This window comes from Streptomyces sp. NPDC006335 (assembly GCF_040612795.1).
Classification (GTDB): Bacteria; Actinomycetota; Actinomycetes; order Streptomycetales; family Streptomycetaceae; genus Streptomyces.
In genome coordinates this window covers 449,177-463,230 of the sequence record NZ_JBEXQX010000005.1, presented here as the reverse complement: position 1 = coordinate 463,230, position 14,054 = coordinate 449,177, and the positions used below count along the sequence as shown (strand labels likewise).

Below are 14,054 nucleotides of genomic sequence, written 5' to 3'. Positions count from 1 at the left end.
GCGTCAGTCTGTCATCTGTCGCCGACCTGCGCGGAACGAGTCGCTCCGGGGCGGGACCTGTGAAATGTTCACTCGCACGGGTGACACGCCGCTACGTGGGGCATGCACGTGTCAACGTCCGCCTAGCGTGACCTCGTGACTGATCGTTCCGTGAGCAACCACCCGCAGGACAACGCGTCCTGGACCCGTCGCGGCTTCCTCATGAGCGCCGCCGCCCTCGCCGCCGTACCGATTCTGCTGCCTGCCGACGCGGCGGCCGCGGCCGCGGAGCTGCCCGATTTCCCGGCGGGCGTGGCCCTGCACCGCTCGGCGTACCGGAACTGGGTCGGCGAGATCACCGCCGACGGACTGTGGGCCTGTGCGCCCACCGGCCCGGACCAGGTGGTCGAGGTCGTCAACTGGGCCTGGCGGCACGGCTGGCGGGTCCGCGCACGGGGCTCCTCGCACGGCTGGTCGCCCCTCACCATCACCGAGGGCACCGCGTCCGACGCGCCCGTCCTCCTCGTCGACACCGCCTCCCACCTCACCGGCCTGTCCCTGGACTCCGCCTCCGCGGTGCGGGCCGGCACCGGTGTGACGCTGGAGGCGCTGCTCACCTATCTGGAGGAGCACGGGCTCGGGGTCACCGCCGCGCCCGCGCCCGGCGACCTCACCCTGGGCGGCGCGCTGGCGATCGACGCGCACGGCACCGCCGTCCCGGCCGCCGGGGAGAAGCGGCTGCCGGGACAGACGTACGGCTCGCTGAGCAATCGCGTCCTGTCGCTGACGGCGGTGGTGTGGGACGAGGACAGCGGGGCGTACGCGCTGCGTACCTTCACCCGGGCCGAGGCCGACAGCGCGGCCCTGCTCGCCCACCTCGGGCGGGCCTTCGTCACCGAGGTCGTGCTGCGGGTGGGTGCCGACAGCAATCTGCGGTGTGTGAGCCGGGTCGACATCCCGGCGGCCGAGCTCTTCGCGGCGCCCGGCGGGGACGGGCGGACCTTCGCGAGCTTCCTGGAGGAGGCCGGGCGGGTCGAGGCGATCTGGTTCGCCTACACGGAGTTCCCGTGGCTGAAGGTGTGGAGCGTGGCGCCGACCAAGCCGCTGACCTCGCGGCGCGTGACCTCGCCGTACAACTACCCCTTCTCCGACAACGTGCCGACCGTGGTGGCGGACCTGGCCGGGCGGATGGTGTCGGACGCGGCCTGGTACCTGGCTCCGGTGCTCGGGAACGCGCAGCTCGACGTGGCGACCGTGGGGCTCACCGCGACGCTGTCGGCGGACATCTGGGGGCGGTCCAAGAACACGCTGCTGTACATCAGGCCGACCACGCTGCGGGTGACCGCGAACGGGTACGCGGTCCTGACGAGCCGGGACCAAGTGCAGCGTGTCGTCTCGGAGTTCACCGACTTCTACCGGGAGCGGCTGGCCGCGTACACCGCTCAGGGGAAGTTCCCGGTCAACGGGACGGTGGAGATCAGGGTGACCGGCCTCGACGACCCGGCCGAGGTCGAGGTGGCCGGCGCGCGGGCCCCGCTGCTGTCGGCGCTGCGGGCGGATCCGGCTCGTCCCGAGTGGGACACGGCGGTGTGGCTGGACATCCTGACGCTGCCGGGGACACCGTACGCGGAGGCCTTCCTGCGGGAGATCGAGCAGTTCCTGTTCGACGGCTGGGAGGGGACGCGCGTCGAGTGGTCCAAGGGCTGGGCCTACACCGACGATGCCGCGTGGGCGGACGAGGAGGTGCTGGGGACGACGATTCCCGGGTCGTTCGGTGAGGCGGTGTGGGGGCAGGCGGCGGGCGTGCTGGACCGGCTCGATCCGCACGGCGTGTTCGGCAACGCCTTCCTGGACCGGCTGTTCCGCTAGGGCGTCAAGTGGGCCTGCACCGTGGGGGCGTAGCGGTCCATCAGGTCCTCCACGGGGGTCGCCCTCAGCTCGGTGCCCCGGGCGATGCCGTACATCACGCCCAGACCCAGGAGGGTGCCCACCGCCAGTTCGGCGCGCAGGCCGGCGTCGGGGCCCGGCAGGCGCCCCGCGAGGCGTTCGACCACCTGGGCGCGGAAGTTGACGCGCAGGATGTCGCCGTGTTCGCCCTGGACGGGGGCGAAGGCGATCCGGAGCAGGGGGTCGGCGCCGCGTTCGATCTGGCCGGTGAGGACGTGGCGGACCATGTGGCGGCCCAGTTCGTCCAGGGGGGCGTCGAGCAGGGCCGTCGCGTCGGACTCGAAGGACATGACGCGGGCGAGGAGGGCGTCCTTGTTGCCGAAGTACTTCACGATCAACGGCGGGCTGACGCCCGCGCGTTCGGCGACCGCCTTGAGGGTGATGTCGGCGTGCGGGGTGCGGACCAGGAAGTAGCGGGCCGCCCTGAGGATGGCGGCCTTGGTCGCCTCGGCGTCGCGGCGGGCGGGTGCGGCGGTGGGGGGCGTTGTGCTCACGGCACTCATGCTCCCTCCATCGCCCCGTCCCGCGCGCCCCGGGTGCGGCCCGTGTCCCGGCAGGGCCGGTCAGAGGCAAAGTCACCCAGGACAGCCGACGCCGGCCCCCGACACAGGCGAACCCGGCAACCCGACAGCGGACCCATCGCGCTCACGACACTCACGCGCCCTTCACCGCCACGTCCCGAACGCCCCGGCTGCGCCCTCTCCCCCGGCAGGGCCCCTCAGGGCCGACATCGCCCCGCACAGCCGACGCCGGCCCCCGAGACAGGCGAACCCGACAGCCCGACAGCGGACCCATCGCGCTCACGACACTCACGCGCCCTTCACCGCCTCATCTCGCGCGCCCCGGGTGCGGCCCTCGGCCGGGCCGGACCCCTCGGGCGGGGCGTCGCCGGGGATCGTCAGGGCCGCCGCGCAGGCCGCGAGGGCGACCGCGCCGGCCATGGCGAAGGCCAGCAGGTAGCCGTGCAGGGTGGGCACGGGCGCGCCGCCGACCAGGCTGGTGTGGTGGACCAGCACGGCCGCGACGGCCGCGCTGGAGGTGGCCTGGCCGATGGTGCGCATGAGGACGTTGACGCCGTTGGCGGAGGCGGTCTGGTCGGCCGGGACGGCGCGCAGGATCAAGGTGGGCAGGGCCGAGTAGGCGAGGGTCGTGCCGGTGGACACCACGGTCGCGCCCACGACGATCATCCACAGGTCACGGCTGTCCGCGATGCGTACCGCGTAGCCGCACGCGATGACCGCCGCGCCGAGGGCGAGCGTGATGCGCGGGCCGCGGGAGGCGGAGATCCGGGCCGAGAGCGGTGAGAACAGCAGCATGGTGACGCCGCCGGGCAGCAGGCACAGGCCGGTGGCCACGATCGACAGGCCGAGTCCGTAGCCGGTGGCCTTCGGCGCCTGGACGAGTTGGGCCGTGACCAGGGAGTTGGCGTAGAACGCGAAGCCGGTGAGCAGGGCGGCCACGTGGGACAGGCCCACCCGCGGCCGGGTGACGAGACGCAGGTCGACCAGGGGCTGCTCGGTGCGCAGTTGGCGCCACCACCACAGGGCGAGGACGGCGACGGACAGCAGGAACAGGCCGAGGACGCGGGGGCTGCTCCAGCCCCACTGCCCGCCCTGGGAGACCCCGAGCAGCAGGCTGACCAGACCGACGGCCAGCCCCAGGGCGCCCAGGACGTCGAAGCGGCCCGGCTGCCGCACCGGCGACTCGCGGACCGCCCACGACACGGCCGCGACACCGAGGGCGCCGAGGGCGCTGGTCATCCAGAACATGGTGTGCCAGTCGGCGTACTGGACGACCATGGCGGCCAGCGGCAGGCCGAGCGCGGCGCCGATGCCGACCGTGGAACTCATCATCGCGACCGCGGAACCTCGGCGCTCGGGCGGCAGTTCGTCGCGCAGGATGCTGATCGACAGCGGCACCACGGAGGCGGCGGCACCCTGCAGGGCGCGGGCCGCGATGAGCACGGTGATGTCGGACGACAGGGCGCACATCACCGAGCCGACCGTCATCAGCCCCAGGGACGCGGTCAGGACCTTGCGCTTGCCGTACATGTCGCCGGCGCGGCCGAGCACCGGGGTGAGGACGGCTCCGGACAGCAGGGTCGCCGTGACCATCCAGGAGACGGCGCCCGCCGAGGAGTGCGTCAGCCGGGGCAGGTCCGGCAGCAGGGGGACGACCACGGTCTGCATGACGGCCATGAGCGTGCCGCACATCGCCAGCACCGGCACGGTGAGCCGGGATCTCAGGCCGGCTCCTCGGGGCGGGGATATCGGGCCCTGCTGGTCCATTCGGCGCTCCGGATGCGAAAGGGGACACGGCGGGTGAATGACAATTCACTTTAGCGGTGAATCGCCATTCACCCAACCTTTTCCGGGTGCGACGGCTACCTTCGTGAGGCCAGCTCCCGCGCGTGCACCCCGCGCGCGACCTTCGGTCCGAGCCAGCGCTTGAACCTGCGCAGCGCCTCCAGCCGCCCGGCCGCCCGGTCGATCCGGTAGTAGAGCTGGGGCGGGACATGGGGCAGCAGCGGCGAGTGGCGCTGGCCGAGCAGGGCGAACATCTGCTCCGGCGGCAGGTCGATGTAGCGGGGCAGGTTCTCGTACCACTGGGCGCTGTAGCGGGCCGCGCTCTGCACGGAGAGCAGCTCCGACGTGCGCTGCCGCTCGTAGTGGGCGAGCGCGCGCGGGAGTTCGCCGTGCGCGTGCAGGGCGTCGGCCAGGGCGATGGCGTCCTCCAGGGCGAGGGTGGTGCCGGCGCCGATGGAGTAGTGGGTGGTGTGGGCCGCGTCGCCGAGGAGGACGAGGTTGTCGCGGTGCCAGGTGCGGTTGGTGAGGGTGCGGAAGTTCAGCCACTGGGCGCTGCCCGAACCGGCGGAGCGGCCCATCAGCGGGTGGCCGTCGAGGATGTCGGCGAACAGCTTCTCCAGAATGGCGAGTCCGTCGGCCTCGTCGGCGCGGTCGAGGCCGAGGCCGGTCCAGGTCCCCGGTGCGCACTCGACGACGACGGTGCTGCGCTCGGGGCTGAAGGCGTAGCCGTAGCACCAGATCCAGCCGTGGTCGGTCTCGACGAAGGCGAAGGTGAAGGAGTCGAAGACCTTGCTGGTGCCGAGCCAGATGTAGTGGTTGCGGCCCTCCGCGGTCTCGGCTCCGAAGTGGTCGGCGTGCGCGGTGCGCAGGGCGCTGCGGACGCCGTCGCCGGCCACGACGAGGTCGGCCGCGGGGAGGTTCCCGGGGGTGATCTCGTGCTCGAACTCCAGCCGGACGCCCAGGGAGCGGGCCCGAGCGGCGAGGATCTCCAGCAGGCGGTGGCGGCCGATGCCGAAGCCCTCGTCACTGGGGCGCCGGGTGACCAGCTCGCGCACCCGGGCCTCGCCCTGGTTCCAGGTGACCGAGGCCTCCTCGATCGCGCGGGCCGACTCGGGGTCGTGCGCGTGGAGTTTGTCGAGCAGTCCGCGCCAGTAGGTGACGCCCCAGCCGTAGGTCGAGCCCTCCGGGTCGCGCTCGTGGACCGTGATGTCGTGGGACGGGTCCTGCCGTTTCAGCAGGATCGAGAGATACAGGCCGGCGGGCCCGCCGCCGACGCAGGCGACCTTCACACGCACCCCTAGGAATTACCCAAAGCGGTCAATTGGCAACGCAGAGTAGCAGCCGGGAGTGGCGGGGCCCTGCTCCGCTTCGCGCCACTTTTCACACGTGAGCAGGGCCACTACCAGCGGGTTCACCCGCAAAGGATCATTGGATCGACCGCCCGCGAGAGAAGGAATTCCTCCGTCCGGGTTCCCGAAAGCCCTCTCTACAGCAAGATCATCTTTGTTCAACGCTGTACGACATGTAGGGAATTGTCTGGATCGCGGCCAACCGGTCAGGAGCGATTTCTCCCGCTCTCGGCAGGGCCGATAGGCATGCGGAGTCCGTCAACACAGGAGGTACACCGCATGCCGGAACTCACCCGCCGCACCGCGCTCACCGCGACGGCCGCCCTCGCCGCCGGGGCGGTCGCCGCTTCGCGCGCGTCCGCCGAGGAGCCCCACCACGGGGCACCGGCTTCCTTCGACGAGGTCTACAAGGGCCGCCGCATACAGGGCCGGTCCACCGGGGGCCACCACGGCGGCTACCGGGTGACGGTCGACGGCGCGGAGCTGCACATGATGCGCAACGCCGACGGCACCTGGATCAGCGTCGTCAGCCACTACGACCCGGTGCCCACCCCGCGCGCCGCCGCGCGGGCTGCCGTCGACGAGCTCCAGGGCGCGCGGCTGATGCCGTTCCCCGCCAACTGACCGACCCGCACGCCCCTTTGGAGCATCCGCACATGACCGTCCGCAAGAACCAGGCCACCCTGACCGCCGACGAGAAGCGACGGTTCGTCGCCGCCGTCCTGGAGCTGAAGCGCAGCGGCCGCTACGACACGTTCGTCACCACGCACAACGGCTTCATCATGTCCGACACCGACAACGGCGAGCGCGTCGGTCACCGTTCGCCCTCCTTCCTGCCCTGGCACCGCAGATTCCTGCTCGACTTCGAGCGCGCGCTCCAGTCGGTGGACTCCTCGGTGGCACTCCCCTACTGGGACTGGAGCACCGACCGCTCCCCGCGCGCCTCCCTGTGGGGCCCCGACTTCCTCGGCGGCACCGGGCGCAGCCGGGACGGGCGGGTGATGGACGGCCCGTTCGCCGCGGACAGCGGCAACTGGCCGATCACCGTGCGGGTCGACGGCCGTACGTATCTCAGACGCGCGCTCGGCGCCGGAGTGCGGGAGTTGCCGACCCGGGCCGAGGTGGAGTCGGTGCTGTCCATGGCCACGTACGACATGGCCCCCTGGAACAGCGCCTCGGACGGCTTCCGCAACCATCTGGAGGGGTGGCGCGGGGTCAATCTGCACAACCGGGTCCACGTCTGGGTGGGCGGGCAGATGGCGACCGGGGTCTCCCCCAACGATCCGGTGTTCTGGCTCCACCACGCCTTCGTGGACAAACTGTGGGCGGAGTGGCAGCGGCGGCACCCGGACTCCCGGTACGCGCCGGCCGCCGGAACACCCGACGTCGTCGATCTCGACGAGACCATGAGGCCGTGGAACGACGTACGGCCCGCGGACCTGCTGGACCACACCCGCCACTACACCTTCGACACCGCGTAGGAGTCGTCTTGCGGCGGTTTGCCCTCCGGATGACGCGGTACCCGCGCCCCACACACCGAGAAGACGAAGGAGGGATTCACCCGTGTCGCAGGTCGAGGAATCCATCGAGGTCGGCGTGCCGGTGCACACCGCCTACAACCAGTGGACGCAGTTCGAGACGTTCCCCGAGTTCATGAGCGGGGTCGAGCGCATCGAACAGCGCACCGACACGCTCACGCACTGGGTGACCAACGTCAACGGGGTGCACAGGGAGTTCGACGCGGAGATCACCGAGCAGATCCCGGACGAGCGGGTCGCGTGGACCACGATCGCCGGCGAGGCCAAGCAGGCCGGTGCGGTGACCTTCCACCGGCTCGACGAGAGCCACACCAAGGTGATGCTCCAGATGGACTTCCATCCGGACAGCATCACCGAGAAGGTCGGCGACAAGCTCGGCTTCGTGAAGCGGCAGACCAAGGGCGACCTGGAGCGCTTCAAGACGTTCATCGAGGAGCGCGGTCAGGAGACCGGCGAGTGGCGCGGGGCGGTCATCTGACCGTCGTGCTCCGGCGCTAGCCGGCCGCTTCCGTACGGCACTCCGGGTGCCCCCAGCCCTGGGCGTTCTTGGCGATGGGCTCGCCCGCCGCGTAGGAACGCCCGCACAGACACCGGCCGGGGAACTTGGCCTTGATCGTACGAGAAGACGAAGAACCACCGCTCCGCTTGGGCGACTTGGCCCGGGCGGGGCGGTCCGTCTTTTTCGGGGTGTCCGGCGACGGCGGCGGCTGCGGGGAGCCCAGTTCGCTGCTCGCGGGCTCCTGGACGATCGCCGCCTGGCTGGCCGCGCGGTCGGCGAAGTCGTTGAGCGGATCGCCGTCGACCTGGTGGGCGGGGACGTAACGGAACTCGACCGTGCGCCCGTCGAGCAGTTCGTCGATCCGCACGACGAGGTCCTGGTTGGCGACCGGCTTGCCCGCGGAGGTCTTCCAGCCGTTGCGCTTCCAGCCCGGCAGCCAGGTCGTGACGGCCTTCATGGCGTACTGGGAGTCCATCCGGATCTCCAGCGGCACGCTCGGGTCGGTCGCGGCGAGCAGGCGCTCCAGCGCGGTGAGTTCGGCGACGTTGTTGGTGGCCTTGCCGAGCGGGCCGGCCTCCCAGCGCTCGGGCGTCTCCGACTCGTCGGCGATGACCCAGGCCCAGGCCGCAGGTCCCGGATTCCCCTTCGAAGCCCCGTCGCACGCGGCCACCAGTCGTTCACGCATGCGCTCGATCATGCCATGAGCGGAGGACTCCCTTTCCCCCCTCCTCGGGGACCGCGGCCACGATCAGCGACTCGTGTGGGATGGCCGGCCCGGACGCCTACGCGGCCATCTGGGCCACGGCGGCCGAGGCGTCCGCGAGGCGTCCGCGTCCGGCGATCGCACCGGCTAGGGCACGTCGGAGATCTGCGGCATCTCACCTTGGGTCGTCGTGGTGTCGATGACCGAGAAACTCGCGCCCTGCGGGTCGCTGAGGGCCGCGAACCGGCCGAACGGCGAGTCCATCGGCCCGAACCGCAGGACGGCGCCGAGCTTGGTGGCGCGGGCCACGGCGTCGTCGCAGTCGGGCACCGTGAAGTAGACGTTGATGTACGCCGGTACCTCGGGCGGGAAGTCGTCGGTCATCTTCATCCGGCCGAGGACGGTGTTGTCACTGAGGTTGAACATGCGGAAGTCGATGGCGTCGTCCTGCATCTGCTGGACGCTGTAGCCGAAGACGGCGGGGAAGAACGCGTCGGACTTCCCGGTGTCGCGGGTGTAGATCTCGGCCCAGCAGTACGCGCCGGGCTGCTGGGGCGGCGCCTCGAAGCCCTCGTGGGTGCCGCTCTGCCACACGCCGAAGACGACGCCGCTCGGGTCGCGGCCCAGGCACATCGTGCCGAAGTCGCCGACCTGCATCGGTTCCATGAGCACGTCGCCGCCGTGGTCACGGATCTTGCCTGCGGTGGCGGCCGCGTCCGGCGACGCGAGGTACAGGCACCACTGCGACTGGCCCTCCTGCCCCGGCATCGGCGGCACGACGGCGGCCACGGCCTTGCCGTCCGCGTAGGCCTGCGTGTAGTTGCCGTACTCCGACGACGACTCGCCGAAGGTCCAGCCGAGGACGTCGCCGTAGAAGCTCTTGGCTCCCTCGACGTCGCTGAACATCGCATCGACCCAACAGGGGGTCCCCTCAGGTTGTACGGCCATGATCGCGGCCTTTCCCGAATCGGTGGTCGGTCCGTCTCCACACGCTAGTCACGGGTACGCCCGACCGCGCGCCGAACGGATGATTCATCTCCGGACCGGACAGAAGGGGCGATCTTCGAGTGGGCTCGGGCATCCACACGTGCCGTCCCGGACATGCCGGCCCCGGGCTGGACTCAGATCCACCGTGACCTGTGCGTCGGGGTGGTCCGCGAGGACCTGGCGGTCTACGTGCGCGAGAGCCGCGACGGCCACACCTTCCATCTCATCGTCGAGGAGGACCTGCCCCGCGGGATCGTCGGCTGGGCGCTGCCGCACGGAAGGGGGCCGGTCGCGGTGTGTGGCCTCCGGCTCGTCAGGCGGCAGGCCCCGGAGCCGGGCGACCGCGACCTGCCCGTGCTCGTACGCGCGTGCGAAGTCTGACCGCCGACCTGCACGTCACGGAGGGTGATCTGCCGGCGCGGCGGCCAGGCGTGAATCCGGGCACGAGGCCGTCGGCGCGGTGAACCAGGTCCGGAGCGGCGGTGCACGGCTTCGCGACCGGTGAACGCGTGGGAGTGGCCCGGCTGCGGTGGGCCGACGGGGCGTGCGCGCACTCGGAGCATGTACGGGCCACCGGACAGTGCGGTCCTGTCCTCGCCGCCGATCGATCCGGTGGACCGGGGCGGGGCTGCCGGCCTTCGCCGGATCCCGGCCACGGAGGGATGTCGGCCTTCGCCGGGATCCCGCTCGGTGGCGTGTCTCCGCTGCGCCACGGAGAGGTGCCGGCCTTCGCCAGGAGCCCGCTCGGCGGCGTGTCTCCGCTGCGCCACGGAGAGGTGCCGGCCTTCGCCAGGATCCCCCTCGCGGCGTGTCTCCGCTGCGCCACGGAGGTGCCAGCCTTCGACAGGATCCCCCTCGCGGCCTGTCTCCGCTGCGCCACGGAGGTGCCGGCCTTCGCCAGGATCCCCCTCGCGGCCTGTCTCCGCTGCGCCACGGGAGCGACCTCTTCCACGAGGCGCCCGTGCGGACGGGCGGGAGTTCCCGGCCCTGGCCGCCCCGCACGGTGGGGGCGCGAGCACACGCGCGAATCCGACGTCAGAGGCCGACCGGGCGCTGCGGGACCTCAGGCGGGGCACCTCGGCAGGGCGGCCGTACTGGTGGACGACCTGACCTGAGGAGCGCGGGAGCACTCATGGGGCGCCGACTGCCCCACCGGCGAGGTTTACACCTTCCCGGCCGCGAAGCCGCCCCCTTCACGCCCTGATCCGTCGGCCGCCCCGGCTGTTTGGCTGGTCCACGCGCCTGGCCATCCCGCTCACCTCCCAGGAGGGAATGTGTCCACACCGGACAGCGCCACCGGCCCCGCCGTCGACGAACCCGACCCCCCGTCCGAACCCCAGCTCACCAGCCTCAGCACCACGGCGGCCCGCCAGCTCGCCACCACCACCAAGTCCGAACCCCAGATGCAGGCCATCAGCTCCCGCTGGCTGCTGCGCATGCTGCCGTGGGTGGACGTGAAGGGCGGCACCTACCGGGTCAACCGGCGCCTCCAGCTCCGGGTCGGCCGGGGCCGGGTGCACTTCGAGCAGAACGGCGCCGACGACATCAGGGTCATCCCCCAGACGCTCACCGAACTCCCCGCCCTGCGCGGCTATCCCGACATCGAGGTGCTCAAGGAGGTCGCGAGCCGCTTCCGGGTCCGGGAGATCCGGGCCGGCCAGGTCCTGGTCGAGGCCGGACAGCCGGTCACGGAGGCCTACCTCGTGGTGCACGGCCGCTTCACCCGCTTCGCCGAGGGCAAGTACGGCGAGGAGGAGATCGTCGGTGTCGTCACCGACGGCGACCAGATGGGCGACGAGGCAATCGGTCGGCCCGACCCGCTGTGGCTGCACTCGGTCCGGGCGGAGACCGCCGGCACCGTGCTGGCCCTGCCCTGGTCCGTGGTCACGGAGTTCACCGAACGGGTGCCGTCCCTCGCCGAACACCTGGAGGCCTACGCGCGGCGGCAGAGCCTGCCGATGAACCGCAAGGGCGAGGCCGACGTCCCCGTCCAGGCGGGCCATGTCGGGGAGCCGACGATCGGCGGCGGGTACGTCGACTACGAACTCACCCCGCGCGAGTACGAGTTGTCCCTGACCCAGACCGTGCTGCGGGTCCACACCCGGGTCGCGGACCTCTACAACCACCCGATGGACCAGACCGAGCAGCAACTGCGCCTGACCATCGAGGAGATCCGGGAACGCCAGGAGTGGGAGCTGGTCAACAACCGGCAGTTCGGGCTGCTGCACAACGCCGACCACGGCCAGCGCATCAGCACCTTCACCGGCCCGCCGACCCCCGACGACATGGACGAGCTCCTCGCCATGCGCCGCAAGACCAAGCTGTTCCTCGCCCACCCCAAGGCCATCGCGGCGTTCTTCCGGCAGTGCAACCGGCGCGGGCTGGTGCCGGGCACGGCGAGCGTCGAGGGACACGAGATCCCCGCCTGGCGGGGCGTGCCCATCTTCCCCTGCAACAAGATCCCGGTCAGCGGGCAGCACACCAGCAGCATCATCGCGCTGCGCACCGGAGAGGGCGACCAGGGCGCCATCGGGCTCTACCAGACCGGCATCCCCGAGGAGTACCAACCGGGCCTGAACGTGCGGTTCATGGGGATCGACGCCAACTCGATCATCCGCTACCTCGTCACCGCCTACTACTCGATGGCCATCCTGGTCCCCGACGCGGTCGGGATCCTGGAGAACGCCCAGATCGGCCGGACGCCCGAGTGACCGCGACGAACACCCGGCCGCTGCCGGGCCCGCCCGACATCGCGAGCAGTCTGCGCACCCCCCGGCGCGGCGGGGCGATCCCCGGCCTCAGGCACCGGCAGGTCGCACCCGCCGACCCGGCCAAGGCCGCGGAGATCGACCGCAGGCTGGAGGCCTGGGCCCGGCGCCTCGACCTGTTCCCCGAAGCGTGGAAGGGGGACTTCTCGGGCTTCCAGTTCGGCCGGGCCGTGGTGCTCCAGCACCCGCAGGCCGCAGACCTCGAACGGCTCACGGTCGCCGGGGAGTTGCTGCTCGCGGAGAACGTCGTCGACTCCTGCTACTGCGAGGAGGACGAGGGCCGCGGCGGAGCGCGCCGGGGCCTGGGCGGCCGGCTCGTCATCGCCCAGTCCGCGATCGACCCGTACCACGGCATCCCCGAGCTGGAGGAGGAGTGGCGCGAGGGCGTACGCGCCGACGGCCCCCTGCGCTCCTACCACTTCGCCCTGGAGGACTACTCCGCGCTCGCCACCCCGAGCCAGACCGACCGCTTCGTCCACGACATCGCCCGGCTGCACCTGGGCTACCTCGCCGAGGCCGCCTGGGCGGAGACCCGGTACATGCCGCGGGTCTGGGAGTACCTGGTGATGCGGCAGTTCAACAACTTCCGGCCCTGTCTGTCGATCGTGGACGCCGTCGACGGCTACGAACTGCCCGAGGCGCTCTACGCCCGGCCCGAGATCCAGCGGGTCACGGCACTCGCCTGCAACGCCACCACGATCGTCAACGACCTCTACTCCTTCACCAAGGAGCTGGCGAGCGACCCCACCCACCTCAACCTGCCGCAGGTCGTCGCCGCCAACGACCGGTGCGGGCTGAAGGCCGCCTACCTGAAGTCCGTCGAGATCCACAACCGGATCATGGCGGCCTTCGACGAGGAGTCGGCCCTGCTCTCCGCCGGCTCGCCCCTCGTGGAGCGCTACACCAGGAGCCTGTCCGACTGGGTCGCCGGGAACCACGAGTGGCACGCCACCAACAGCCACCGCTACCACCTGCCCAACTACTGGTAACCCACGCACAGATGACGGACCGTCATACGCACCAGCACGAGGAGTCACCGTTGACCACCGCCCCCCACGCCGGCCCCAGGGCAGCCCAGGTGCCGACCCAGTCGACGTACCAGAACCGTGTCGCGGACTACTGGAACGCCGAGGAGAACCCGGTCAACCTCGAACTCGGCAAGCTCGACGACCTCTACCACCACCACTACGGCCTCGGAGCCGCCGGCCGCTCGGTCCTCGACGAGCCGGATCCGCTGCGGCGGCGCGAGCGGATCACCGCCGAACTGCACCGCCTCGAACACGCCCAGGCGGAGCTCCTCGCCGCCCGGCTCGGCCCGCTCGGCCCCGAGGACCGGGTCTTCGACGCCGGGTGCGGGCGCGGCGGCGGCAGTGTCGTGGCGCATCTCAGCTACGGCTGCCACGCCGACGGCGTCACCATCTCCGAGAAGCAGGCGGAGTTCGCGAACGCCCAGGCCCGCAAGCGGGGCATCGACGACCGGGTGCGCTACCACCACCGCAACATGCTCGACACCGGGCTCCCCTCGGGCGCGTACGCGGCCTCCTGGAACAACGAGTCGACCATGTACGTCGAGCTGGACCTGCTGTTCGCCGAGCATGCCCGGCTGCTGCGCCGCGGCGGACGGTATGTGGTGATCACCGGCTGCTACAACGACACCTACGGACGGGCCTCCCGCGAGGTCTCGCTCATCAACGCCCACTACATCTGCGACATCCATCCTCGTTCGGCGTACTTCCGGGCGCTGGCCCGCAACCGGCTGGTGCCGGTGCACGTGGAGGACCTCACCGAGGCGGCCCTGCCCTATTGGGAGCTGCGCAAGGAGGCCGACCACCTGGCGACCGGAATCGAGGAGACCTTCCTGACCGCCTACCGGAACGGCAGCTTCCAGTACCTGCTGATCGCCGCCGACCGGGTGTGAGGGGGCATCGGAGGGCGACTGAACCGTGCCGCGCGTCTTCCCCCCTGGGCCCGGCTGTGC

Annotated in this window: 12 protein-coding genes and 1 pseudogene; 8 read left to right on the top strand and 5 right to left on the bottom strand. The window is 71.4% G+C overall.

Going from position 1 to position 14,054, the window contains the following annotated elements:
* The first annotated feature begins 201 nt into the window (after positions 1-201).
* The gene (locus ABZ098_RS18305) at positions 202-1,848 is read left to right on the top strand and encodes a cholesterol oxidase substrate-binding domain-containing protein (RefSeq protein ID WP_356592353.1); all 1,647 of its coding nucleotides are present in this window, start codon (positions 202-204) and stop codon (positions 1,846-1,848) included.
* Here ABZ098_RS18305 and ABZ098_RS18300 read toward each other — a convergent pair.
* The 3 genes from ABZ098_RS18300 to ABZ098_RS18290 form a co-directional block, all read right to left on the bottom strand.
* Entirely contained in the window at positions 1,845-2,429 is a 585-nt protein-coding gene (locus ABZ098_RS18300; protein ID WP_356592204.1) for a TetR family transcriptional regulator, read from the bottom strand. The genes ABZ098_RS18305 and ABZ098_RS18300 overlap by 4 nt on opposite strands.
* A gap of 306 nt (positions 2,430-2,735) precedes the next feature.
* The gene (locus tag ABZ098_RS18295) at positions 2,736-4,214 is read right to left on the bottom strand and encodes an MFS transporter (RefSeq protein ID WP_356592202.1); all 1,479 of its coding nucleotides are present in this window, start codon (positions 4,212-4,214) and stop codon (positions 2,736-2,738) included.
* 95 nt (positions 4,215-4,309) lie between these two features.
* Positions 4,310-5,527 carry an FAD-dependent monooxygenase gene (locus ABZ098_RS18290; protein WP_356592200.1) on the bottom strand — a complete coding sequence of 406 codons (1,218 nt, stop codon included), beginning with the start codon at positions 5,525-5,527 and terminating at the stop codon, positions 4,310-4,312.
* Positions 5,528-5,860: 333 nt separating this feature from the next.
* Here ABZ098_RS18290 and ABZ098_RS18285 point away from each other — a divergent pair, with 333 nt between their 5' ends.
* The 3 genes from ABZ098_RS18285 to ABZ098_RS18275 all read left to right on the top strand — a co-directional run bounded on the left by ABZ098_RS18285 (position 5,861) and on the right by ABZ098_RS18275 (position 7,597).
* Positions 5,861-6,205 carry a tyrosinase cofactor gene (locus tag ABZ098_RS18285; protein ID WP_356592198.1) on the top strand — a complete coding sequence of 115 codons (345 nt, stop codon included), beginning with the start codon at positions 5,861-5,863 and terminating at the stop codon, positions 6,203-6,205.
* A gap of 32 nt (positions 6,206-6,237) precedes the next feature.
* On the top strand, positions 6,238-7,062 hold the full coding sequence (locus ABZ098_RS18280) for a tyrosinase family protein (RefSeq protein ID WP_356592196.1): 825 nt from the start codon (positions 6,238-6,240) through the stop codon (positions 7,060-7,062).
* Between the two features lie 82 nt (positions 7,063-7,144).
* Positions 7,145-7,597, top strand: a complete 453-nt coding sequence (locus ABZ098_RS18275; RefSeq protein WP_037718686.1) for an SRPBCC family protein — start codon at positions 7,145-7,147, stop codon at positions 7,595-7,597.
* A 16-nt stretch (positions 7,598-7,613) separates the two neighbouring features.
* Here the strand turns inward: ABZ098_RS18275 and ABZ098_RS18270 are convergent, their stop codons facing one another.
* Positions 7,614-8,315 carry a ribonuclease H gene (locus tag ABZ098_RS18270; protein WP_356592194.1) on the bottom strand — a complete coding sequence of 234 codons (702 nt, stop codon included), beginning with the start codon at positions 8,313-8,315 and terminating at the stop codon, positions 7,614-7,616.
* Between the two features lie 153 nt (positions 8,316-8,468).
* On the bottom strand, positions 8,469-9,269 hold the full coding sequence (locus ABZ098_RS18265) for a VOC family protein (RefSeq protein WP_356592192.1): 801 nt from the start codon (positions 9,267-9,269) through the stop codon (positions 8,469-8,471).
* A gap of 82 nt (positions 9,270-9,351) precedes the next feature.
* Here ABZ098_RS18265 and ABZ098_RS18260 point away from each other — a divergent pair.
* The 4 genes and pseudogenes from ABZ098_RS18260 to ABZ098_RS18245 all read left to right on the top strand — a co-directional run.
* Positions 9,352-9,587: pseudogene (locus ABZ098_RS18260) on the top strand (hypothetical protein); the annotation flags it as partial.
* 995 nt (positions 9,588-10,582) lie between these two features.
* Entirely contained in the window at positions 10,583-12,019 is a 1,437-nt protein-coding gene (locus ABZ098_RS18255; protein WP_356592190.1) for a family 2B encapsulin nanocompartment shell protein, read from the top strand.
* Complete coding sequence (locus ABZ098_RS18250) at positions 12,016-13,065, top strand: family 2 encapsulin nanocompartment cargo protein terpene cyclase (protein WP_356592188.1); 1,050 nt, start codon at positions 12,016-12,018, stop codon at positions 13,063-13,065. The genes ABZ098_RS18255 and ABZ098_RS18250 overlap by 4 nt, the downstream gene beginning before the upstream one ends.
* 50 nt (positions 13,066-13,115) lie before the next feature.
* On the top strand, positions 13,116-13,994 hold the full coding sequence (locus ABZ098_RS18245; protein WP_356592186.1) for a geranyl diphosphate 2-C-methyltransferase: 879 nt from the start codon (positions 13,116-13,118) through the stop codon (positions 13,992-13,994).
* Positions 13,995-14,054: the final 60 nt, after the last annotated feature.